21 protein-coding genes are annotated in these 20106 nt (G+C 44.0%); 14 read left to right on the top strand and 7 right to left on the bottom strand.

Going from position 1 to position 20106, the window contains the following annotated elements:
* Window positions 1-11 precede the first annotated feature (11 nt).
* The 4 genes from KH180_RS13625 to KH180_RS13610 are packed head-to-tail and all read left to right on the top strand — an operon-like array spanning window position 12 to window position 4250.
* A complete protein-coding gene (locus KH180_RS13625) occupies window positions 12-1958 on the top strand; it encodes an RNase J family beta-CASP ribonuclease (RefSeq protein ID WP_330624568.1) in 1947 nt (648 codons plus the stop codon).
* A gap of 21 nt (window positions 1959-1979) precedes the next feature.
* Window positions 1980-2378 (top strand): hypothetical protein, encoded by a 399-nt coding sequence (locus tag KH180_RS13620; protein ID WP_290761228.1) that lies wholly within the window; start codon window positions 1980-1982, stop codon window positions 2376-2378.
* Complete coding sequence (locus tag KH180_RS13615; protein WP_290761226.1) at window positions 2375-3022, top strand: O-methyltransferase; 648 nt, start codon at window positions 2375-2377, stop codon at window positions 3020-3022. The genes KH180_RS13620 and KH180_RS13615 overlap by 4 nt, the downstream gene beginning before the upstream one ends.
* Before the next feature lies 1 nt (window position 3023).
* A complete protein-coding gene (locus KH180_RS13610; RefSeq protein WP_290761224.1) occupies window positions 3024-4250 on the top strand; it encodes a peptidase U32 family protein in 1227 nt (408 codons plus the stop codon).
* 56 nt (window positions 4251-4306) lie between these two features.
* Here the strand turns inward: KH180_RS13610 and KH180_RS13605 are convergent, their stop codons facing one another.
* Window positions 4307-5095, bottom strand: a complete 789-nt coding sequence (locus KH180_RS13605; protein WP_290761222.1) for a PhzF family phenazine biosynthesis protein — start codon at window positions 5093-5095, stop codon at window positions 4307-4309.
* 104 nt (window positions 5096-5199) lie between these two features.
* Here KH180_RS13605 and KH180_RS13600 point away from each other — a divergent pair, with 104 nt between their 5' ends.
* Window positions 5200-6069, top strand: coding sequence for a LysR family transcriptional regulator (locus tag KH180_RS13600; RefSeq protein WP_290761221.1), 870 nt, complete (start codon window positions 5200-5202; stop codon window positions 6067-6069).
* A gap of 94 nt (window positions 6070-6163) precedes the next feature.
* Here the strand turns inward: KH180_RS13600 and KH180_RS13595 are convergent, their stop codons facing one another.
* Together KH180_RS13595 and KH180_RS13590 are read right to left on the bottom strand one after the other, a co-directional pair.
* Window positions 6164-7744 carry an ABC1 kinase family protein gene (locus KH180_RS13595; RefSeq protein WP_290761219.1) on the bottom strand — a complete coding sequence of 527 codons (1581 nt, stop codon included), beginning with the start codon at window positions 7742-7744 and terminating at the stop codon, window positions 6164-6166.
* On the bottom strand, window positions 7734-8069 hold the full coding sequence (locus KH180_RS13590) for a hypothetical protein (RefSeq protein ID WP_290761217.1): 336 nt from the start codon (window positions 8067-8069) through the stop codon (window positions 7734-7736). Before KH180_RS13590 ends, KH180_RS13595 begins: the two co-directional genes overlap by 11 nt.
* Window positions 8070-8357: 288 nt before the next feature.
* On the opposite strand from KH180_RS13590, the gene KH180_RS13585 reads away from it, so the two are divergent.
* The 7 genes from KH180_RS13585 to KH180_RS13555 all read left to right on the top strand — a co-directional run bounded on the left by KH180_RS13585 (window position 8358) and on the right by KH180_RS13555 (window position 14117).
* A complete protein-coding gene (locus tag KH180_RS13585) occupies window positions 8358-8945 on the top strand; it encodes a TetR/AcrR family transcriptional regulator (protein WP_290761215.1) in 588 nt (195 codons plus the stop codon).
* A 1-nt stretch (window position 8946) separates the two neighbouring features.
* Window positions 8947-9711, top strand: a complete 765-nt coding sequence (locus tag KH180_RS13580) for a nucleoside phosphorylase (protein ID WP_290761213.1) — start codon at window positions 8947-8949, stop codon at window positions 9709-9711.
* A 63-nt stretch (window positions 9712-9774) separates the two neighbouring features.
* A complete protein-coding gene (locus KH180_RS13575) occupies window positions 9775-10383 on the top strand; it encodes an NUDIX hydrolase (RefSeq protein WP_290761211.1) in 609 nt (202 codons plus the stop codon).
* Window positions 10384-10464: 81 nt separating this feature from the next.
* Window positions 10465-11124: a response regulator transcription factor gene (locus KH180_RS13570; RefSeq protein WP_290761209.1), complete on the top strand. Its 660-nt coding sequence runs from the start codon at window positions 10465-10467 to the stop codon at window positions 11122-11124.
* Complete coding sequence (locus KH180_RS13565) at window positions 11121-12539, top strand: sensor histidine kinase (protein ID WP_290761207.1); 1419 nt, start codon at window positions 11121-11123, stop codon at window positions 12537-12539. The genes KH180_RS13570 and KH180_RS13565 overlap by 4 nt, the downstream gene beginning before the upstream one ends.
* On the top strand, window positions 12529-13272 hold the full coding sequence (locus KH180_RS13560; RefSeq protein WP_290761205.1) for a hypothetical protein: 744 nt from the start codon (window positions 12529-12531) through the stop codon (window positions 13270-13272). The genes KH180_RS13565 and KH180_RS13560 overlap by 11 nt, the downstream gene beginning before the upstream one ends.
* Before the next feature lie 95 nt (window positions 13273-13367).
* Entirely contained in the window at window positions 13368-14117 is a 750-nt protein-coding gene (locus KH180_RS13555) for a M15 family metallopeptidase (protein WP_290761203.1), read from the top strand.
* Window positions 14118-14161: 44 nt separating this feature from the next.
* Here KH180_RS13555 and KH180_RS13550 read toward each other — a convergent pair whose 3' ends face one another.
* The gene (locus tag KH180_RS13550) at window positions 14162-15112 is read right to left on the bottom strand and encodes a hypothetical protein (protein ID WP_290761201.1); all 951 of its coding nucleotides are present in this window, start codon (window positions 15110-15112) and stop codon (window positions 14162-14164) included.
* A 19-nt stretch (window positions 15113-15131) separates the two neighbouring features.
* Window positions 15132-16091: an MORN protein gene (locus tag KH180_RS13545; RefSeq protein ID WP_290761199.1), complete on the bottom strand. Its 960-nt coding sequence runs from the start codon at window positions 16089-16091 to the stop codon at window positions 15132-15134.
* Between the two features lie 163 nt (window positions 16092-16254).
* Between KH180_RS13545 and sigK the strand changes: the two genes are divergently transcribed.
* Window positions 16255-16878, top strand: a complete 624-nt coding sequence (gene sigK / locus KH180_RS13540) for an RNA polymerase sporulation sigma factor SigK (RefSeq protein WP_290761197.1) — start codon at window positions 16255-16257, stop codon at window positions 16876-16878.
* 102 nt (window positions 16879-16980) lie between these two features.
* On the opposite strand, the gene KH180_RS13535 is transcribed toward sigK, so the two are convergent.
* On the bottom strand, window positions 16981-17451 hold the full coding sequence (locus KH180_RS13535; protein WP_290761195.1) for a hypothetical protein: 471 nt from the start codon (window positions 17449-17451) through the stop codon (window positions 16981-16983).
* A gap of 83 nt (window positions 17452-17534) precedes the next feature.
* Between KH180_RS13535 and gloA2 the strand changes: the two genes are divergently transcribed.
* A complete protein-coding gene (gene gloA2, locus KH180_RS13530; protein ID WP_290761193.1) occupies window positions 17535-17915 on the top strand; it encodes an SMU1112c/YaeR family gloxylase I-like metalloprotein in 381 nt (126 codons plus the stop codon).
* Between the two features lie 95 nt (window positions 17916-18010).
* Here gloA2 and KH180_RS13525 read toward each other — a convergent pair whose 3' ends face one another.
* Complete coding sequence (locus tag KH180_RS13525; RefSeq protein ID WP_290761192.1) at window positions 18011-20008, bottom strand: oxidoreductase; 1998 nt, start codon at window positions 20006-20008, stop codon at window positions 18011-18013.
* Window positions 20009-20106 lie beyond the last annotated feature (98 nt).

The following is a 20106-nucleotide window of genomic DNA, read 5'->3' as shown; positions in this document are numbered from 1 at the left end:
GAGGAATTATTTTGAAATCAGACAACACAAGTGTAGGTAACAAGACAGAAGGACAGCAGCAAAAGAAACAAAACAGAAATTACTGGCCGAAAAAATACAGCCAGCCGAAAGCACCGGCAGTGATTCCGAATGAATCAAAGGAGCTTACAGTAAAGGCGAAACCGCAGAAAGAGGCGGCACCTAGAAAGACAGCCGCTCCGAAGGCAAAAACAGCACCGAAAGCCCAGGGAACTGCAAAGGCAAAGAACCCGGGACAGGGAGCTGCGCCGAAAGCTCAGTCACGTCCCAGAACTGCTCAGAGAAGGAGTACAGGAACGGTAAAGATTATTCCTCTCGGAGGACTCGGACAGATCGGTATGAATATCACCGCTTTTGAATATAACAACAATATTTTGATTGTTGACTGCGGCGTGGCCTTTCCGGACGATGAGATGCTCGGCATTGATCTTGTCATTCCGGATGTGACATATTTAAAAGAGAATGCAAAGAAGATTAAGGGACTGGTCATCACTCATGGACATGAGGATCATATCGGCGCCATTCCTTATATTGAAAAACAGCTGAATATTCCGGTGTATGCCACAAAACTTACCATGGGACTGATTGACAACAAGTTAAAAGAACACGGACTGCTCAAGCAGGTGAAGAAAACAGTGGTAAAACACGGTGACGTGATCAAACTTGGTGTCTTTACTGTAGAGTTTATTAAGACAAACCACAGTATTGCGGACGCGGCAGCTCTGGCAATCCATACGCCTGCGGGACTTATTATCCATACGGGTGACTTTAAGATCGATCATACTCCGCTCTTTGGCGAGGCTATCGACCTGGCAAGGTTTGCAGAGCTTGGCAGGGAAGGTGTACTGGCATTGATGGCAGACAGCACGAACGCAGAACGCCCGGGCTATACACAGTCTGAAAAGAAGGTGGGCAAGACATTGGACAGCCTTTTTGCAGCTCATCCAAACGGAAGGATGATTGTTGCGACCTTTGCGTCTAACGTGGACCGTGTGCAGCAGATCATTAATTCTGCTTATAAGTATGGCAGAAAAGTTGCCGTAGAAGGCCGGAGCATGGTAAATATCATTGCCACAGCGTCTGAACTCGGCTATATTAAAATACCGAAAAATACGCTGATCGAGACGGATCAGATTAAAAATTATCCGGATGACCAGATTGTTATGATCACAACCGGAAGCCAGGGAGAGACTATGGCTGCCCTGTCCAGGATGGCGAACAACACTCACCGGAAGGTTTCCATCAAATCGACGGATACGATTGTGTTCAGCTCCAGCCCTATTCCGGGAAATGAAAAGAATGTTTCCAACATCATGAATGAACTGGCGATGATGGGTGCCAAGGTTGTATTTCAGGATACTCATGTATCAGGCCATGCCTGCAGAGAAGAGCTGCGCCTGATCTATGCACTTACAAAGCCTCAGTATGCAATACCAGTGCATGGGGAGTACCGCCATCTGGTGCGCCACAGTGAGCTGGCCATGGAGATGGGTATTCCGAAAGAGAATGTCTTCATCATGGAAGAGGGAGATGTTCTGGAAATTAATAAAAAGGCCGGAAAGGTTACAGGCAAGGTTCCTGCACAGGGAATCCTGGTTGACGGTCTTGGTATCGGTGACGTAGGAAATATTGTTCTGAACGACAGACGCCAGCTGTCCCAGAATGGTTTGATTATTGTGACAGTAACCCTGGAAAAACACGGCAATATTATTTTAGCCGGACCGGATATTGTATCCCGCGGTTTTGTATATGTCAGAGAATCTGAAAGCCTCATGGAAGGAGCCAGACAGGTGGTTGCGGATGCGGTGGAAGGATGCCTTACGAAAAATATCACTGACTGGGGCAAGTTAAAATCATGCATCAGGGATACGCTTAGCAATTATATCTGGAAGAAAACAAAGAGGGATCCGATGATCCTTCCGATTATTACAGAAGTATAGAGCTGCACGCCGGGAGAGATGATGACAAAGGATGAAGATGTAAAAAAGAATAGAGAAGACCTGTTTCGGCTTTTTTGGAAAGTGGTTCATCAGATTTTGATCATTGGGCTGATTATCGGATTGTTTTTCGGTATGTATTCTTTTGCCTATCATGCTTTCTCAAACGAGGCATACGATGCCGCCAGCACGAAAAAGGTGCAGGTGGTAATCTCCGAAGGAGACGGAACCGATCAGGTGGCAGACCAGCTTTATGAGAAGCATCTGATCGTTGGAAGAAACCGATTTAAAGTAAGAAAATTTTTCTCAAAATACAGTGATACGGCATTTGTCCCGGGAAAGTACAGGCTGTCGCAGTCTCAGGGAATTGATGAGATCATGGCAGTTCTGTGCGGGGATACCCGTGAAAAGGATACAAAATGATTGTAAATGAAAATGTGACCGATTATCTTCGCTCACTGATAAAAGAGGAGGATGTCTTCCTGAGCGGGATTGAGCGCCAGGCCAGGAAAGACCATGTGCCCATCGTTAAGCCGGAGACAAAAGAGTTTCTGAAAGTACTAGTGATGATGAATCAACCGATGAAAATCCTGGAGGTCGGAACGGCTGTGGGATTTTCATCTCTTTATATGCATAAGTTTCAGCCGGAAGGCGGAACTGTTGTTACCATTGAACGAAATGAAGGAAGAATTCAAAAGGCAAAAGAGAATTTTTTAAGAGCCGGGGCAGGGGACGCAGTCACTCTTTTGGAGGGAGATGCTGCAGAGATTTTGGCGGAACTTTCCGGTACTTTTGACTTGATCTTCATGGATGCGGCGAAAGGCCAATATATCCGCTTTTTTGAACATATTCTGAGACTGCTTCCGTCCGGCGGCGTTTTAGTTTCTGACAATGTTCTGCAGGACGGAGATATTGTAAAATCACGGTATGCCATAGAGCGCAGAGACAGGACCATCCATAAACGGATGAGAGAATATTTATATACACTGAAAAATCATTCAATGCTGGATACATCCATACTTCCGCTGGGAGACGGGGTGGCAGTGAGCATTAAAACAGGAGAGTAACATGAGAAAAACAGAACTGCTGATACCAGCAAGCAATTTAGAAGTACTGAAAGTAGCTGTACTCTACGGTGCAGATGCAGTTTATATTGGCGGGGAAATGTACGGCCTCCGTGCAAAGGCCAAGAATTTCTCTATGGAGGATGTGAAAGAGGGCATCCGCTTTGCCCATGAGCATGGAGTTAAAGTCTATATAACAGCAAATATTGTAGCCCATAACGGAGATTTGGACGGTATCCGGGAGTATTTCAGGGAATTGAAAGATATCCAGCCGGACGGGCTGATCATTTCTGACCCCGGAGTTTTTATGATAGCCAAGGAGGAGTGTCCGGAGATTGAACGGCACATCAGTACGCAGGCCAACAGCACCAATTATGCCACCTATAATTTCTGGCATGAGCAGGGGGCATCCCGTGTAGTGGCGGCCAGAGAGTTATCGTTAAGAGAGATTGGGGAGATCAGGAAGCATATTCCGGACAGCCTGGAGATCGAGGCATTTGTCCATGGAGCTATGTGTATCTCACATTCCGGGCGCTGTCTTTTAAGCAATTATTTCACAGGACAGAATGCCAACAAAGGAGCCTGTACCCATCCATGCAGATGGAAATATTCTGTAGTGGAAGAGACCAGACCGGGTGAATATATGCCGGTGTATGAAAATGAACGGGGAACCTACATTTTCAACTCCAAGGATCTGTGTATGATTGAACATATAGACGATCTGATCAATGCCGGAATTGACAGCCTGAAGATCGAGGGCAGAATGAAGACTGCTCTTTATGTGGCGGCGGTAGCAAGAACTTACCGGAAGGCTATCGATGATTATAAAGAATCTCCGGACAAATATAAAGCCAATATGGATTATTACAGGCAGGAGATTTCCAAGTGTACCTACCGTCAGTTTACCACAGGCTTTTACTATGGAAAAACAGATGAAGACTCACAGATCTACGACAGCAATACTTACATTAAAGAATATACCTATATCGGGATTGTACAGGGGCATAATGAAAAGGGATATGCTCTGCTAGAACAGAAGAATAAGTTCCTTGTAGGTGAGACGATTGAAGTTATGGTGCCCGGCGGAGAAAACCGGCAGGTATGTGTAAAAGCCATCCAGGATGAGGACGGTGTTTCAATGGAGAGCGCACCCCATCCAAGGCAAATGGTCTATGTAGACTTTGGGGAAGAAATTCCGGAAGGATATCTGCTCAGAAGAAAAGAAAATTAATCAATATAAGACACCGGAGATAAATCCGGTGTCTTTTTGTCTTCTGCATAAGAAAGTTACAAATAAAGATCTGCTGCGGAGTATAATACAGCTTTTCCTGCAAGTGTGACTCTGCTGCCATTTACTGTGCAGTACAGGGTTCCTCCCCGGTTTGATGCCTGGCAGGCGTTGATATGGGTTTTCTGCAGCCTGCGGGACCAATACGGTGCGATATGGCAGTGTCCGGAACCGCACACCGGATCCTCAGCAACATTCATTTTGGGGGCAAAGGACCTTGAGACACAGTCCGCAGCAGTTCCGCCTGCTGTTGCATGAAGCAAGAGCCCGTCCAGTTGTTTTACCTTCTCTAAGTCAGGGTTTAAGTTTCTGACAGTTTTCTCCTCTTCAAATATGCATAACAGATCCCTTCCCATATATGCTTCTATGGGGGCTGCACCGGCTGCATCTTTTATTTGTTCAGTTACCGGAACCGGCTTTAAGTCATAGGCCGGAAAGTCCATTTCATACAGGCTGCCATTTTTAATAACGGTTAAATCACCGCTCATTGTGCAAAAGACGATCCTTCTGCTGTTTTTTTCATAGTAATGAAGAAGAATAAAAGCGCAGGCGAGAGTTGCATGGCCGCACAGATCAATTTCACCGCCCGGAGTGAACCAGCGGAGGTGATAGATTCCATTTTCTTTTACGGCAAAGGCTGTCTCAGATAAGTTATTTTCTCTCGTTATGTTCATCATCAGATCTTCCGGGAGCCATTGATCCATAATACAGACAGCGGCAGGATTTCCGCTGAAAACTTTATCTGTAAATGCATCTGCTACATATTGTCTGACTATCGTTTTTTTCATATCAAGTGATCCTTTCATTTTCCTTGACTTCATTATAGCAGGCACATAAAATATAAGTAAAACAAAAGTTTTTAAAGATAACATTAGAGAAAGTGAAGTAAAATATGAATCGGTATCTTGCACTGCACAAAATCGTTGAGACGGGAAGTTTCTCTAAGGCGGCAGAAGCCATGGGATATACACAGTCTGCCATGAGCCAGATGATCTCATCTTTGGAGAAAGAATTGTCCATAAAGCTGGTACACCGTTTCCGCACCGGAACAAAGCTGACCTTGGAGGGAGAAGAACTTTATCCTTATATTGAGCGAATGGTATATCAATATCAGGCAGTACAGGAAAAAACAAAGGAGATCAAAGGATTGGAGACAGGTCTCATCCGTATGGGCACCATCTCCAGTATTTCAGCCCATTGGCTTCCTGTGCTGCTGAAAGAATTTAAAGAACAGTATCCGGGGGTAGAGTTTGTTATTCACCAGGGAGATTATACTTCCATTCAGGAATGGATAAAAACAGGTGCCATTGATTTTGGGTTTATCAATCCTCATGCTGCAAACGGGATTTCAACAATGACTCTGAAAGAGGGCGATATGCTGGCTGTTTTGCCCAAAAACCATCCCCTGGCCAAAAAAGACGTGATCCCCTTGGAAGATTTGGCACCGGAACCATTTATCCTTCTGGAAGAAGGGCATTATTATGAGCCTTTAGAGTGTTTTAAGTCGGTTGGCATCACTCCGAATGTCAAATATACGATCCATGATGATTATTCAATTATGACGATGGTGGAGGCCGGCCTGGGTGTCAGCATTCTTGCTGAACTCATACTGCACAGGACAAACTACCGTCTTGCACTGCGGCCTACAGATCCTCCGGTTACCCGGACAATTGCTATAGGTTATAAAGACAGAAACAGCATTTCCATGGCAGGCAGAAGATTCATTGAACGTCTGCAGGACTGTATTTTAGAGCTTCCATAAAGAATTGAAGAAAAATAAAACGGACAGTTCCGTTTCATCTGAAACCAAAAAGAACGCTGAGAAAATGATGGTTATACATCAGATCTCAGCGTTTTTATGTTTTGCCTCGGAATAAAATACGGAACAGCAGGTACAGAATAAGAATACCTGACAGGGAAAACCCTGCAAAGCTGATCCATGGCATATCCATGATCCGGGGCTTTATTTCCGTCATGCACAGAAGGCTTGAACCAATAAAAAGAGCGGAAGCGATTAAGCCTAAAACCAGATACCCTGCCGAACGGTGTATTTCCTTCAGCCAGTCTTCTGTGTCTGTCAGTTCAAAGTTCAGCTTTGTCTGTCCGTTTTTTGTGATATTTAACAGGTCCGAAAGCTGTGACGGAATCTCTATAGATTTATCCAGGGAGGCATAAGCCGTGCGGCCGCGGTGGACCAATTCCTTCTTCCAGTCAAAATCATTATAGATGATGGATGACATATGCATAGAGAGGATTTTCAGCATATTGACATCAGGAGAACAGGCAGCCAGGGTTCCTTCCATTGTGACCATGCTGCGTCCCAGCAGGGTAATGTCCGGACTGATTGCAATCTTATGCTTTTTTACAAGATCCAAAAGCTTTTCGATCAGGTCCCCCAAGCGCATTTCACCGAAATCCATGGTCATATAACGGCTGACAATATCATCTACATCAGTGTACAGTCTGGCATGATTGATGCGGTCTCTTGGCTCACCCAGCGTCAACAGAACATTTTTTAAAGTATAAATATCATGTTTCAAAATAGCCGAAATTGCTTTTCTGAGAAGCTGCTTGTAGTGATCGGACAGACGTCCTGTCATACCAAGATCCAGCCATGCGATCCGGCCTCCGGCGATCCAGAGATTTCCCGGATGGGGATCTGCATGAAAAAAACCGTCTTCCAAGATCTGTTTGCAATAATTTTCAGCGGCTTTTTCACCGATCTCTGTCAGATCATAGCCGGCCTTTTCCAGAGCTGATTTATGGTCAATCTGGATTCCGTCAATGTAAGACATGGTGAGAAGGCGCGGTGTTGTAAACTCTGTAAATACCTTGGGGCAGGTAATATAAGAAATATCCTTTTGATTCTCATAAAATGTAAGAAGATTATCAGCTTCCCGGATGAAGTCCATCTCTTCCTGAGATGTTTTCCAAAGCTCATCCAGGATGGTTCCAAAATCAATCAAATCCCCGGTTCCCATGGCGGCTTTCAGGAGTTTTGCTGCTTTTTTCAGCAAATGGATGTCTTTTTCCATGGTCTCTCGGATATGAGGCCTTTGGACTTTAATGACAGCCTGCCTTCCATCGGAGAGGACAGCCAAGTGTACCTGGGCGATGGAAGCTGAGCCCAAAGGAGCCTCCCGGACTTTGGAAAACACCGAGTCCAAAGGGCGGCCCAGCTCCTGTTCAATTACCTGTCTGACCAATGAGTATTCCATTGGCCTTACTTCTGTCCTGAGTTTTTTTAACTCATCGCAGTATGCTTCCGGGAGCATATCAGAGCGCATGGACATGATCTGCCCCAGCTTCACATAGGTGGGACCCAGCTCCTCAAAAATTTCTTTCAGCTTCTCAGGGGTCATGCCCCGGGAAAGATGGTGTTTTTTCAGAACCTTAAGTATGTCCAGGAATCTCTGGCTGGAGACGTCACTGCTCATTTTCTTCTGAATCCTCCGGTGCTTGTGTGTCCTGCTGTTCTTTTTCACGAATCTTTTCTTTTAAAAGCTCCAGTTCCTCTTCAGACATCGTATCCACAGCGTCCATAAGATTTCCGGATTCCGTTACAATATTCACTGTCACATGATCTTTCAGTTTGTCCTTTGCCTTGTGCTTCAGTTCTTCATTTACGACCTTGCCCTGTTCAACAGTGAGTTCTCCCTTTTTTACCAGGTCATCCACAATGTCTTTGGCAGATTCAGCAGTCGTGGCTGCAGCCCCGATACCTGCCAGCAGAATCTTTTTCATACCTTCGCCAATATCCATAAAAACCATCCTTTCTGCAATAAAACTAAGAGATCAACACATTCCTAACAATAAGTTAAGTATACCTTATCGCGCGAAGCGCTTCGGAGGCGGTGCGCAAAGCGCAGTGAGGCTGTTTGAACGAAGTGAGTTCCGAACGGGCCGCCGGAGAAGCTTTGCTGAAAGTTAGAAAATCTTACATCTCTGAGACAGCAAGCCGGAGAACTGGTCAAAATGTCTTTTCTTGACTTTCCGACGTTTGTGTCGCATAATATATAAAAAGACAGTGGTGTCGGAAATGGAGGAAGGATGAATAAGCGAGGGAAAGCAACTAAAAAACTGATTAAGGAGCAGGCTTGTCTCATGTTTGCCAATAAGGGCTTCAAAGATGTCACCATGAAGGATATTTGTGATATCACAGGGCTTAGCCGGGGAGGTCTTTACTGTCATTACAGCAGTACAAAAGAAATATTTAAGGAGATAACAGATGATATGATGAAGTGTCAGGACGATGAATTTCAGGCTAAAATAAAGCTTGGGCTGCCCGCTGTTCAGATACTGGATGATGTGTTAGAGCGTTATGAAGCCGAGATGATCGACAGCGGGCATTCCCTGAGCACAGCCATCTATGAATATTTCAGTATCAAAGAAAACAGTTCCGGCGGGAATGTTTTATATAACCAATACCTGCAGTCTTATGACACATGGGAAAAATTAATTCAATACGGCATTGACCGGGGAGAATTTCATCATATTGATATACCGGCAGTTTTTGACTTAATCATTTTTTCATATCAGGGGGTTCGGATGTACAGCAAACTTATGCCGGTGAACAAAGAGATCCCCAAAAGAATGCTGAAGGAGATCCGTAAATTATTAGTTATACAGGGGGAGTAAAATGGCAACAATATTTGAACGTTTCGATTATGAAAAGACTGCATTTATAAATCCGGAAGATGTTATAAAGCCAGAACCGGATTTTCCCAAGGTATGCATTACAACCTTTTCTGAAACGATGACAGAAAAATTTGCTGGGAAGATGAAAGGAAAGGTAATCGCAGAGCTCTGTTCTGCAAATGGTGCTGTTCCGGTTTACGAAATAATCTATAAGGGAAAGCAGATTGCGCTTTTCTTATCTCGGGTGGGAGCACCTGCCTGCACAGCAGGTTTGGAAGAAGTGATAGCCATGGGAGCTGAAAGTATTGTGATGTTCGGATGCTGCGGGGTTCTCGACCAGGAGAAAGTCCGGGACAGGATTATCATTCCGTCATCAGCAGTCCGGGATGAGGGCACCAGCTACCATTACATACCATCCAGTGAAGAGATATACACGGAGGAAGGATCTATGCGTAAGCTGGAATCCTGTTTAAAAAAGACCGGTCTTCCTTATGTGACGGGAAAGACATGGACAACAGATGCAGTGTACAGAGAGACGCGCAGAGTTGTTGAAGAACGAAAAGAACAGGGCTGTCTTGCTGTGGAGATGGAATGCTCTGCCGCATTGGCAGTGACACAGTTCAGAGATGTCAGGTTTCTTCCGTTCTTATATGGAGCCGACAGTTTGGATTCGGATGAATGGGAAATCAGAGATCTCAAAGAATACGGAATCACTGGTTTTCACAAATACTTTCATCTGGCACTGGAATGTGCACTTGTTCTGTAAGAAAGAGGTTTCCGCCGGAAAAAATATCCGATATAATAGAAGCATTAAAAAGGAGTGTGTATTATGGGAAAAATAAAAGAAGTAAAGAAACTGACGGACAATCCACATTTGAACTTATATCATTTAAAGGGAACAAACCGTGTGGGAAAACCGCTGAATTATTACATCGCATCCAGAGTTAAAAACATGGACCGCATGAAGCTGAAAACCAAAAAAAATACTCCGGACGGAATCATTGTTTACAGCCTTTACGGAGAGAAAAGAGACAAAGTTGTTCTGGTAAAGCAGTACCGGTATTCGATTGATGATTATATTTATGAATTCCCGGCTGGCCTGGTGGAAGACGGAGAAGATTACAGAGAGGCAGGAGTCCGTGAATTAAAAGAGGAAACCGGGCTGGAGCTGGATGTGATCCAGGCGGATCCTATGTATGAAAAGCCCGGTTTTATGTCTGTGGGCATGACAGATGAATCCTGCGCCACGATTTACGGATATGCCAGCGGGACACCGAGCAAAACAGGACAGGAGGATTCAGAAGAGATTGAGATTATTCTGGCAGATAAAAACGAAGCGAAAAGGATTTTGAAGGAAGAACATGTGGCTATTATGTGTGCCTACATGCTGATGCATTTTGTAAAGGATGAGGAACCATTTGCATTTCTGGATCTGTAAGTTTAGGATCAGATGATGCAAAAAAGATACAAAAAGATGATATATTGGCTGTGATCAATGTGAAAAGCAAAGGAGAAGGAAATGAATCATATTTTGATTGTAGAAGATGAGCCTGCCATATCCAATCTAATCCAGATGAACCTGGCAGCAGCAGGATACTCCTTAAGCTGTGCTTTTGACGGAGCCAAGGCAGCTGACCTGCTGGAGCAGGAGACGTTTGACCTGATCCTTTTGGACGTTATGCTGCCTGAGATTGACGGATATGAGCTGATGGATTATATCAGGCCGTTAGGAATTCCGGTCATATTTCTCACAGCCAAGTCATCTACGGAGGATAAAGTAAAGGGGCTCAAAGCGGGGGCTGACGATTATCTGGCCAAGCCGTTTGAGATTGCAGAGCTTCTGGCAAGGGTGGAGTCGGTGCTCAGACGTTATCATAAGACGGAAAGCAGTATATCCATCGGAGATCTGGAGATAGATCTGTCTGCAAGGATCGTAAAAAAGCAGGGGAGGCCTGTGAACTTAACAGTGAAGGAGTATGAACTGCTCCTTCTTTTGATCCAAAATAAAAACATTGCCCTGTTCCGGGATTATATCTATGAAAAGATCTGGGACAGCAGTTACATGGGCGACAGCAGGACGGTGGATCTGCATGTACAGCGGCTTCGTAAAAAGATCGGATGGGAGCATAAGATCAAGACTGTTTATAAAGTCGGTTACCGCCTGGAGGATCAGGAATGAGGTTTTCTTTAAAAGTATTTTTTAGCATCATTACAGTTACAATGCTGACCTTCAGTGTCGGAGGATATTTTTTGATACAGTCTTCTTTTCAGTCCTCCCTGCGCCAGACGGTAGAAATGGCTTATCAGGAAAATGACATTTTCCGGGCTACACTGGGGGCTTCCATTGCGGTTTCTCCGCCGGACAGCAGTTCGCCGGAAAACACGGTAAAAAAGCTGGCCGGTTCTATCAGTCTTTCCTCGCCGGGAAAGGAGAGAAAGTTCCGCATCTGTGACAGCCGTTGCCGTCAGCTGTTTTCGGATCTTAACTTCCGGGTGCCGGATACAGTCATGAAAAAATTAGATGCCAAACATGCCGGATATTCGATTCTTAAGCAGAACAGCAGATATTATCTTCAGTCTGCCTGCAGGTTTACTGTAGATGATAAGGTGTTTTATTTAGAAAATGTCAGGGATATTTCTGCGCTGTATGAAATGAAAAAAAGCCAGCTTGCGCTTTACCAAAAAATATCTCTGATTTTAATCCTGACGCTGGGAGTCGCTGTCTTTTGTCTTACAAACTGGCTGACCCGTCCGCTGAGGATTCTTTCCAAGGCAGTCAGGACATATGCAGCAGGTGATTTAAAAACACGTTCTGAGATAACCTCAGAGGATGAAATTGGTTCTCTGGCAGAAGATTTTAATTCTATGGCCGGGCAGCTGGAGCAGAAGATCTGTGAGCTGAAAGATGCGGCGCTTCGGCAGGAAATGTTTATGGGAAGTTTTGCACATGAACTGAAGACACCCATGACATCTATCATAGGTTATGCGGATACTCTCAGGTCCAGAGGGCTCAGTGAGCAGCAGAGATTTCAGGCAGCCAACTATATCTTTGAGGAGGGAAGACGTCTGGAGTCCCTGTCCTTAAAACTTATGGATCTGATTGTTCTGGATAAGCAGGAGATTTCATTGAGGCCGGTTTTGGTCTCTGAGCTTTTTGAAAAAGTACAGCGGCTGGTGGAGCCTCAGCTGAAAATGTCAGGCATCAGTTTTAACTGTTCTTTTGCAGAGGGAACAGTCTTGGGAGAGCCGGATCTGCTTCAGAGCCTGTGTCTGAATCTGATTGACAATGCGAGAAAGGCAGTGGGTGAATCCGGCCGGATCCGGTTTGAAGGAAGATCGCATGAAACATACTATTTTCTGATGATACAGGACAACGGAAGGGGAATGACGGAAGAAGACATGGAAAGAGTTACGGAAGCTTTCTATATGGCAGACAAGTCCCGGTCCAGAAAAGAGGGAGGAGCCGGACTGGGACTGTCCCTGTGCCGGCGCATTGTGGAACTGCACGGCGGGGAAATGAAGTTTGAAAGCAAGATATCTGAAGGGACGGCAGTCAACATCCGGCTCAGGAAGGAGCAGCTTCATGAAGTATAAAAATCTGCTGGTCTGCACTGCAGCCATTGCCTTGGCAGCCTCCTGTGTTTTTTGGCCTTCACTGGTTTCAGGATGGCAGGACCGGAAGATGAGAGACAGGGTGGAGCTTAGCAGGGTGGAAGATACATCGGATATCCAGACAGACACACTGTCCATAAAAGAGAAATTATCTATTATGATTCAGGCGGAGAATGCAGACGGTGATATTGCTGTGACGGATCAATCTTATGAATGGGGATCAGCAGAACTTGATTCACTCAAAAAAACGTGTATAAATGAACTGAAGAAATTAAAAAAGCAGGGAATGTTTCCAAACCTTAAGTTAGATAAAAATACCCTGATATTTTATGAGACTACGGCAACCTACCTGGATACAAAAAATTATGCCAGACGTCTGAGAATCCACAGTGTGACCGTTCAGTCTAAAGACAAGAGTCTTATGGTGACCATAGATGATTCATCCCATAAGATTCTGTCAGTAGAAAATACCGACGGATTCGGAATCCGGGCTTCCGATGCCGACAACATTGTGAGGATATGGGGAGAGTATCTTGGATTGGCGGAACAGGATATCATCAGAGGAAAAAGCGGCCAGTGTTTTGTCCGGTATAAATCAGGGACAGAAAGTGTCCGTTATCTGTTTGTATTTTACAATAAACGATTAGCAGAAGAGGGAGAGCTTTCTATTTTTCCGGAAAGAGACTATGACCAGGGGGATATTCAATTCAAATGATACAACTTTGATGGAAATTTGACTGATTTGTGATACAAGATCCGGTTATCATAATACCAGAGAGTAAAAACTCTGGAAAGTAGGGTGACGGACCAATGAGAAAAAACAAAGCTGTACTAAGAAAACACAGATATTTTATCCTGCTGTTAGGGGAAATCCTGGCTACATGGTTTCTGTCGATCCAGATCATTCAGTACTGTACCTCCACACAGCAGACAGTAAAAAAGCCGATATCAGTCAGTAAATTTGAGACTCCCAGACAAATAAAACATAGGGAAACTGTTTCTTGGAATCTGATGCTGATTAACCACGAAAATTCTGTGCCGGATTATTATGCGCCAGATTTGCTTACATTAAAAAATGGATGCCAGGTTGACCGCAGAATTCTGCCGGACCTGCAGCGTATGATGAATGCAGCCAGGAGCCAGGGACTTTATCCCTCTGTATGTTCTGCTTACCGCACATCAGAGCGGCAGTCTTACCTTTTGGAACAGGACATTAATAAGTATCTGAACCAGGGCTATACAGAAAATGAAGCCAAACGGAAGGCAATGATGTGGGTCGCACTTCCGGGAAGGAGCGAACATCAGACTGGTCTGGCAGTGGATATTACAGCTGTCGATTATCCAGTGCTGGATGTGACTCAGGAACAGCGGAAGGAACAGCAGTGGCTGATGAAAAACAGCTGGAGATACGGGTTTATTCTCAGATACCCGAAAGATAAGACAGGCATCACAAAAATCGGATATGAACCATGGCATTACCGTTATGTGGGTAAGAAAGCGGCCAGAGAGATGAAGAAAAAGAATCTCTGCCTGGAAGAGTATTTAGACAGACTTAATTAAAAGGAGCCATTGCCGGCTTGATCAGCCGAAGCAATGGCTCGTATTTATTTTACTTTCTTTATATAACTAGCGGCAAAAACAAACGTTTTAACAGTACCTCCATTTTTGTTTTCGTAAGAGGATTTCCCGATCGGTATGCAGTAAATGTCTGCGAAATCAGATTTATGAATCTGTTTAAGCTTTCCCGGATAATAGACGATACAGGCTTGTCTCTTTGGATAATTAACGAGAGTCAGTTCGCAGAGGTCGTATCCATAAGATGTAAAGGTGTAAGAGTCAACCACATAATATTTAGGAAGTTTCACAATTTTGTCTCCATATTGTTCTGGATTTTTTAGAATCTCACTGAGCTTTACAGAAGAATCCAGCTTATGTTTAATCTTGCCTATACTTTTTGCAGGAAATAATTCTTCATTATACAGCAAAAAATCCTGAGCTTTATAGCAAACTGAAAAAGGCAGATCCTTTTCGGCACCTAGATTGTTAAAGAGTTCCAGAAAATTTGGGGTGAAGGATCCTTCGGTAAAAGTTCCGGACTCTTTGAAATATTTCTTATTATCAAAAACCAGTTCTCCCTGCCCCTCGGCCAGGTTATCTTTCCAGTACCCGGTATATGTGGATTTTAAATCGGAGGGTGTTAATGCTCTGTATTCCCCTTTTCCGCTAAGTTTGCCGTCCAGTGTTTCGCCCTGGTAGTTTCCTGTGGTCTCAGTGATGCCAAATGTGACTTTGCAAAGATTGGTTTTCAGATATCCTTTGCCGGATGGAGCCCCTTTGTTAAAATCCCCCTTGTAATATAAGTATTGTTTGCCGTTTTTATATTGAAAAGACCCCTTTCCCTGCGGTTTCTTGTCTTTCAGTGTACCAGTGAATCTGCCTTTTAGATCTTTGTCAAAAAAGGAGACTGTCATTTCTTTTTTTGTCACATTCCTGGAGCATCCGGTGAGACATAAGATGATTAAACAAAAAACAGCAATTATTTTTATATTTTTCATTATGTTTTCCTCCCTTCTGCTATTCATGTTTCAGGAAACTGCCCGCCAATACCAGTACCTTTAACTTCTTGCCGGACTTAGTTTCATAGACAGAAGATGCAAGGGGAAGCCCGTAAACAGTCTGATTACTGTTGATTTCAACATTTTTTACAGATTTCAGGCAGATAACATAGATGTAAGTATTTTCAGATGGACGTCCCAGCAGGATAAAGGAAAATTTCTCTCCAAACAGTTCTTCACCCAGACTAGAATTGAGAACCGGATAGCTGGAAAATTTCATAATTTTATCTCCGAATGAAGCTGGATTTTTTAATACATCGGCATAATTTAAGGAAGAATCTGCATATAATGCAAGGTCGTTTTCATCTTTTGCCATAAACAGATCCGGATTGTTTTTTATAAAGGATGCAGCCTTGGAAGAAACCTTATAGCTGCTGCCCACAAGGGTTCCGACTGTCTCATAACAGTCCAGCTTGGAAGGGTCAAAATAGCCGGTATCAAAGCTGCCGATGATAGCGCCTCCCCCTTCTTTTTCAGGGAAATCGATACGTCCTCTGCCATTTGCCATATTTGCATGCCAGTTTCCTTTATAGACAGAGCCTTTTAAATCTTTTGGAGTCAAAAATTCAAAACTTCCGTTTCCGCTGGCCTTGCCGTCAGAAACACTGCCTTTATAAGTTCCGGTACAGGCTGTTCCGAGGAAGTAGGGCTTCATAAGGTTTGTCTTAAGAGTTCCCTTTCCGGACATTTTTCCGCCGGACAATTTTCCTTTATAGGAGAGATAGTCTGTTCCTTTTTTGTAGGAAAAAGTCCCTTCTGTTGGCTTGCCGTTTTTCATGAGACCTGTATATTGGCCTTCATATTTATTTTTTTGATACGTTAAAGTGACCGTCTTGTTTTTGACATTTTCTTCTTTTGAACACCCGGCGGTCAGCAGGCACAAAAGACATAATAATGCCGCAGCTTTTAATTTTTTCATTCTCTCATCTCCTGTATTGTTTTTACATAATTATATCATAAAACAGAGAGAATTATCATCCCAATGACGGAATAACTGCACCAGAAAAATAACTTTCAGAAGGAAAAGCACTATTGGACGCAGGTGGGCATAGAATGTTAAAAAGGCTTGGAGGTTGCTTTACTTGCAGGCATTTTTAGAACCGCTGTCACAAGAAGAGGAACAATATTATTTAAAGAAAAGCCATCTGGGGGACATGGAGGCTAGAAATATTTTAGTAGAACACAATCTTCGTCTGGTTGCCCATATTGTAAAAAAATACAATAATTTCGACAGGGATAAAGATGATCTCATATCCGTCGGGACCATCGGGCTGATTAAAGCAATCAATACCTATAATGTGGAAAAAGGGCACCGGCTGGTGACCTACGCTTCCCGGTGTATTGAAAACGAGCTTCTCATGATGCTGAGACAGGAGAGGAAAAGTGCAAAAGATACTTCGCTGTATGAGCCGATCGGAATTGACAAAGAGGGGAATGAAATAAATCTTTTGGATGTACTGGGGGCGGATGAGAGCGATATAGTAGATGAACTGGATCTCAAAGAAAAGATCAGGGATCTTTATAAAATGGTAGATGAAATGGAACCGTCCAGAGAAAAAAGCACGCTGATCATGAGGTATGGGCTGTATGGGAAAAAGCCGATGACCCAAAAGGAAGTGGCAAAAAGACTGGATATTTCACGCTCTTATGTGAGCCGTATTGAGAAAAAAGCCGTTGAGAAATTAAAGAGAAGACTGAAAATGTAATGTGAGATATCTGCCGGAATTGTAAACAGAATTCCGGCAGTTTCCATTTGCATGTAAAAAGAAGAAAACAGATGCCGGCGGACTGTCCGGCATCTGTTTTACTCATAAAGACGGACGCACTGCCTGCAGAGGCGTAACCGATACAGCACCGCTCAGATCAATATTTCCTGTAGAAGAAGAATATGAGAGGCGGAATGTCAGGCGCGCTTCAGAGGCAAGTGCTTCATTTGTGGTAAAACTTCCTGAGGCAGAAGTGTTCTTTTCTGCCCCTGCAGGTGCAAAAAATGAATAAAGCAGACGGGGTGTGCCGTTGATAAAGGGAAGGATCTGCATATATCCGCTGGCCCCGGGGGTTGCAAGGAAAATAAAATCTATAAGGTAAAGATATCCTGGAGAAAGCAATATCGTTGTATCATTTTCAAGCTGAATTTCGCTGCCTTCCTGGAAGACAGGAAAAAAATTTATATCTGTTCCGGCAGCGTCATTAGAATATGCCCCATACTGGGCATAAAAATTGATTGATTCCGGGGGAGCCGGCTCCGGCGGACACGGTTTGTGACAGCAGTGATTCATAAAACAATCCTTTTCATTCTTTTACTTTATAATATATAATAAAAGGGCAGAAGGGTGACAGATGGAAAAGGAGACAGACGGAAATGAAATTGAGTAAGATACATCATATAGCGGTAATTGTCAGTGATTATGAGCGGTCAAAAAAGTTTTATACAGATCAGCTGGGATTTGAAATTATAAGGGAAAATTACCGGGAGGACAGGGGAGACTGGAAATTAGATTTAAAACTTGGAGACTGTGAACTGGAGATATTTTCAGGAGAAGGACATCCCGCAAGGCCTTCTTATCCTGAAGCCTGCGGACTCAGACATCTTGCTTTCTATACAGAGGATATCGAACAGGCAGTAAAAGAATTAAAAGAAGCAGGAATTGAGACAGAGGAAATCAGGCATGACACATATACCGGTAAAAAAATGACATTTTTCCATGATCCGGACGGGCTTCCGCTGGAACTTCATGAATAGAAGAAAGCAAACGAAACAAGGGAACCATCAAGATGATATGGTTCCCTTGTTTCTGTTATATAAATATGTTATGAAAAGAGTTTGGCAGGTATTGTTTATAAATATTCCATGTCAGAAAGAACTCTTAAAATATTATGTCCTTCCTGAACCCCATCAATGATACGTCTTGCGCGGACGCTGTCACCGATATTGACGATCTCTACATTGGTATCTGCGTATGCTTCACGGACTTCATCAAGGATCGGTGCGTTGGCACGCATTCCCAGACAGACAAATCCATAGTCAAACGGAAGATCTTTCTCTTCGCCGTCAGCTTTTACAAGAAAAGCATCAGCTTTCACTTCACAGAGAGCAGTATTCGGCATCTGATTGACATTATGCTTTTTCATGAGGGCCGTAACTCCGGACTTAGAAACAGGGTCCAGATCTTTGCCGATGGCAGGCATCATTTCTACAATGCTGACTTCTGCGCCTTTTGGTGCGAAATATTCTACAACATCCAGCCCTACGGCACCGCCTCCGATGACAACGACTTTCTTACCGGTACAATCTTCCGGGTAATCAGCCAAATGATTGATCATGCCTGAGATGGAAGCAACCTTGGAGCCTTCTTTGTCGATATGGTCATGAAGACCTTTGATCGGCGGAAGAAGAGGATTAGATCCTGTGGCGTTGACAATGATATTCGGATGGAGAGCTTTGATAACCGGCAGTGTAGCTTCCTGTCCTTTAAAGATAAACAGGTTGTTTAATTTTGATGCCCTTACCTGTAAGTAGTGAGGAAAGTCTGCCAGACGTTTCTTATCCGGAATCTTAGAAATTTCTACGGAAAGTCCGCCCAGATGATCCTCTTTTTCTAATAAGAAAGTAGTGCATCCTACTTCCGCAGCTGTACATGCAGCTTCCAGCCCGGCAGTACCGCCTCCGATGACAACAACGTTGCATGGTTTTGTAATCTTATGTTTCTTGTAATCTGCTCCGTCATTGACAGTCGGGTTAATAGTACAGCGGATCGGACGGTTGACACCGATTCGGTTTCCTGCACATCCGATATTGCAGGAAATACATTTTCTCAGTTCGTCTTCATGTCCTGTGGCAACCTTTTTCACCCAGCAGGGATCAGCAATGAGACCGCGTCCCATACCGATGATGTCAGCGTCACCGCGTGCAAGAATATCGTCGGCAACACGGGGATCACGGATATTTCCCATCGTTACGCATGGTTTTCCGTATTTTTCTTTGACAGCTTTGGCCATGTAGGATCTCCAGCCGTCTTCTAAATAGTTGGCATCGATCTGATACTGGATGGAACCGTTTAATCCGGCAGATACATCAAAAGCATCAGCCTCCTCCTGGAAATACTGAAGATAATCCAAAGTATCATCCAGTGTATTTCCGTGCTCCATAAATTCATCCGCACTGATCCGGACAAAAATCGGGAACATTGGTCCGACTGCCTTTCTGACTTCTTCCAATACCAGTCTTGCAAATCTTGCTCTGTTTTCCGCAGATCCGCCGAACTCATCGGTTCTGACATTGGTTGTAGGAGATAAGAACTGGCTGATCAGGTAAGAATGTCCTGCGTGGATTTCAACGCAGTCAAAGCCTGAGGCCTGTGCACGGGCAGCAGCTTCACCGTACTTCTTTACAATAGCATAAATCTCATCTTTGGTAAGAGGACGAGGGGTTTCCCCGCCTGCCTTGGATGGGATGTTGGATGCAGATACAGGCTGCATATTTGTACGCTTAGACTGTGCAGATGCACCTGCGTGATTTAACTGTAATCCGATACATGCACCGTGAGAGTGGATCGTTTCACAGAGCTTAAAGAAGCGGGGCATATAATTGTCGTGGTCGATTCTGATCTGTGTTGTACCGTTAGAGCCAAGAGGTGAATCCACACTGGCATTTTCCACCATGATAAGCCCTACTCCGCCTTTTGCTCTCTGCTCATAGTAATTGATATGAAGAAAGCTCATCTCACCGGTCTGTTCACCGTAATTGGTTCCCATAGGCGTCATCATGATACGGTTCTTCATTGTCATATTTTTTATTGTCAGCGGACTGAAAATATTCTTATAATTGCACTTCATTTTATAACCTCCAAAAAAGATAAACGATTTCTAAATGGGGTTGTTATCATTGCATTTGGGTGATCTGTAATGATAATTCTATTATAGAGCAAGGATAA

Source organism: Anaerostipes sp. (assembly GCF_018381315.1).
In the GTDB taxonomy this organism is placed as follows: domain Bacteria; phylum Bacillota; class Clostridia; order Lachnospirales; family Lachnospiraceae; genus Anaerostipes.
The sequence above is the reverse complement of the archived record's forward strand: the minus strand, read 5'-3'. Positions and strand labels throughout refer to the sequence as shown.

What these genes read in the sequence shown, in the direction of transcription:
- KH180_RS13620 (WP_290761228.1), top strand. Translation starts at nt 1,980, where the DNA reads ATGACAAAGGATGAAGATGTAAAAAAGAATAGAGAAGACCTGTTTCGG.
- KH180_RS13615 (WP_290761226.1), top strand. Translation starts at nt 2,375, where the DNA reads ATGATTGTAAATGAAAATGTGACCGATTATCTTCGCTCACTGATAAAA.
- KH180_RS13610 (WP_290761224.1), top strand. Translation starts at nt 3,024, where the DNA reads ATGAGAAAAACAGAACTGCTGATACCAGCAAGCAATTTAGAAGTACTG.
- KH180_RS13605 (WP_290761222.1), bottom strand. Translation starts at nt 5,095, where the DNA reads ATGAAAAAAACGATAGTCAGACAATATGTAGCAGATGCATTTACAGAT.
- KH180_RS13600 (WP_290761221.1), top strand. Translation starts at nt 5,200, where the DNA reads ATGAATCGGTATCTTGCACTGCACAAAATCGTTGAGACGGGAAGTTTC.
- KH180_RS13595 (WP_290761219.1), bottom strand. Translation starts at nt 7,744, where the DNA reads ATGAGCAGTGACGTCTCCAGCCAGAGATTCCTGGACATACTTAAGGTT.
- KH180_RS13590 (WP_290761217.1), bottom strand. Translation starts at nt 8,069, where the DNA reads ATGGATATTGGCGAAGGTATGAAAAAGATTCTGCTGGCAGGTATCGGG.
- KH180_RS13585 (WP_290761215.1), top strand. Translation starts at nt 8,358, where the DNA reads ATGAATAAGCGAGGGAAAGCAACTAAAAAACTGATTAAGGAGCAGGCT.
- KH180_RS13580 (WP_290761213.1), top strand. Translation starts at nt 8,947, where the DNA reads ATGGCAACAATATTTGAACGTTTCGATTATGAAAAGACTGCATTTATA.
- KH180_RS13575 (WP_290761211.1), top strand. Translation starts at nt 9,775, where the DNA reads ATGGGAAAAATAAAAGAAGTAAAGAAACTGACGGACAATCCACATTTG.
- KH180_RS13570 (WP_290761209.1), top strand. Translation starts at nt 10,465, where the DNA reads ATGAATCATATTTTGATTGTAGAAGATGAGCCTGCCATATCCAATCTA.
- KH180_RS13565 (WP_290761207.1), top strand. Translation starts at nt 11,121, where the DNA reads ATGAGGTTTTCTTTAAAAGTATTTTTTAGCATCATTACAGTTACAATG.
- KH180_RS13560 (WP_290761205.1), top strand. Translation starts at nt 12,529, where the DNA reads ATGAAGTATAAAAATCTGCTGGTCTGCACTGCAGCCATTGCCTTGGCA.
- KH180_RS13555 (WP_290761203.1), top strand. Translation starts at nt 13,368, where the DNA reads ATGAGAAAAAACAAAGCTGTACTAAGAAAACACAGATATTTTATCCTG.
- KH180_RS13550 (WP_290761201.1), bottom strand. Translation starts at nt 15,112, where the DNA reads ATGAAAAATATAAAAATAATTGCTGTTTTTTGTTTAATCATCTTATGT.
- KH180_RS13545 (WP_290761199.1), bottom strand. Translation starts at nt 16,091, where the DNA reads ATGAAAAAATTAAAAGCTGCGGCATTATTATGTCTTTTGTGCCTGCTG.
- KH180_RS13535 (WP_290761195.1), bottom strand. Translation starts at nt 17,451, where the DNA reads ATGAATCACTGCTGTCACAAACCGTGTCCGCCGGAGCCGGCTCCCCCG.
- gloA2 (WP_290761193.1), top strand. Translation starts at nt 17,535, where the DNA reads ATGAAATTGAGTAAGATACATCATATAGCGGTAATTGTCAGTGATTAT.
- KH180_RS13525 (WP_290761192.1), bottom strand. Translation starts at nt 20,008, where the DNA reads ATGAAGTGCAATTATAAGAATATTTTCAGTCCGCTGACAATAAAAAAT.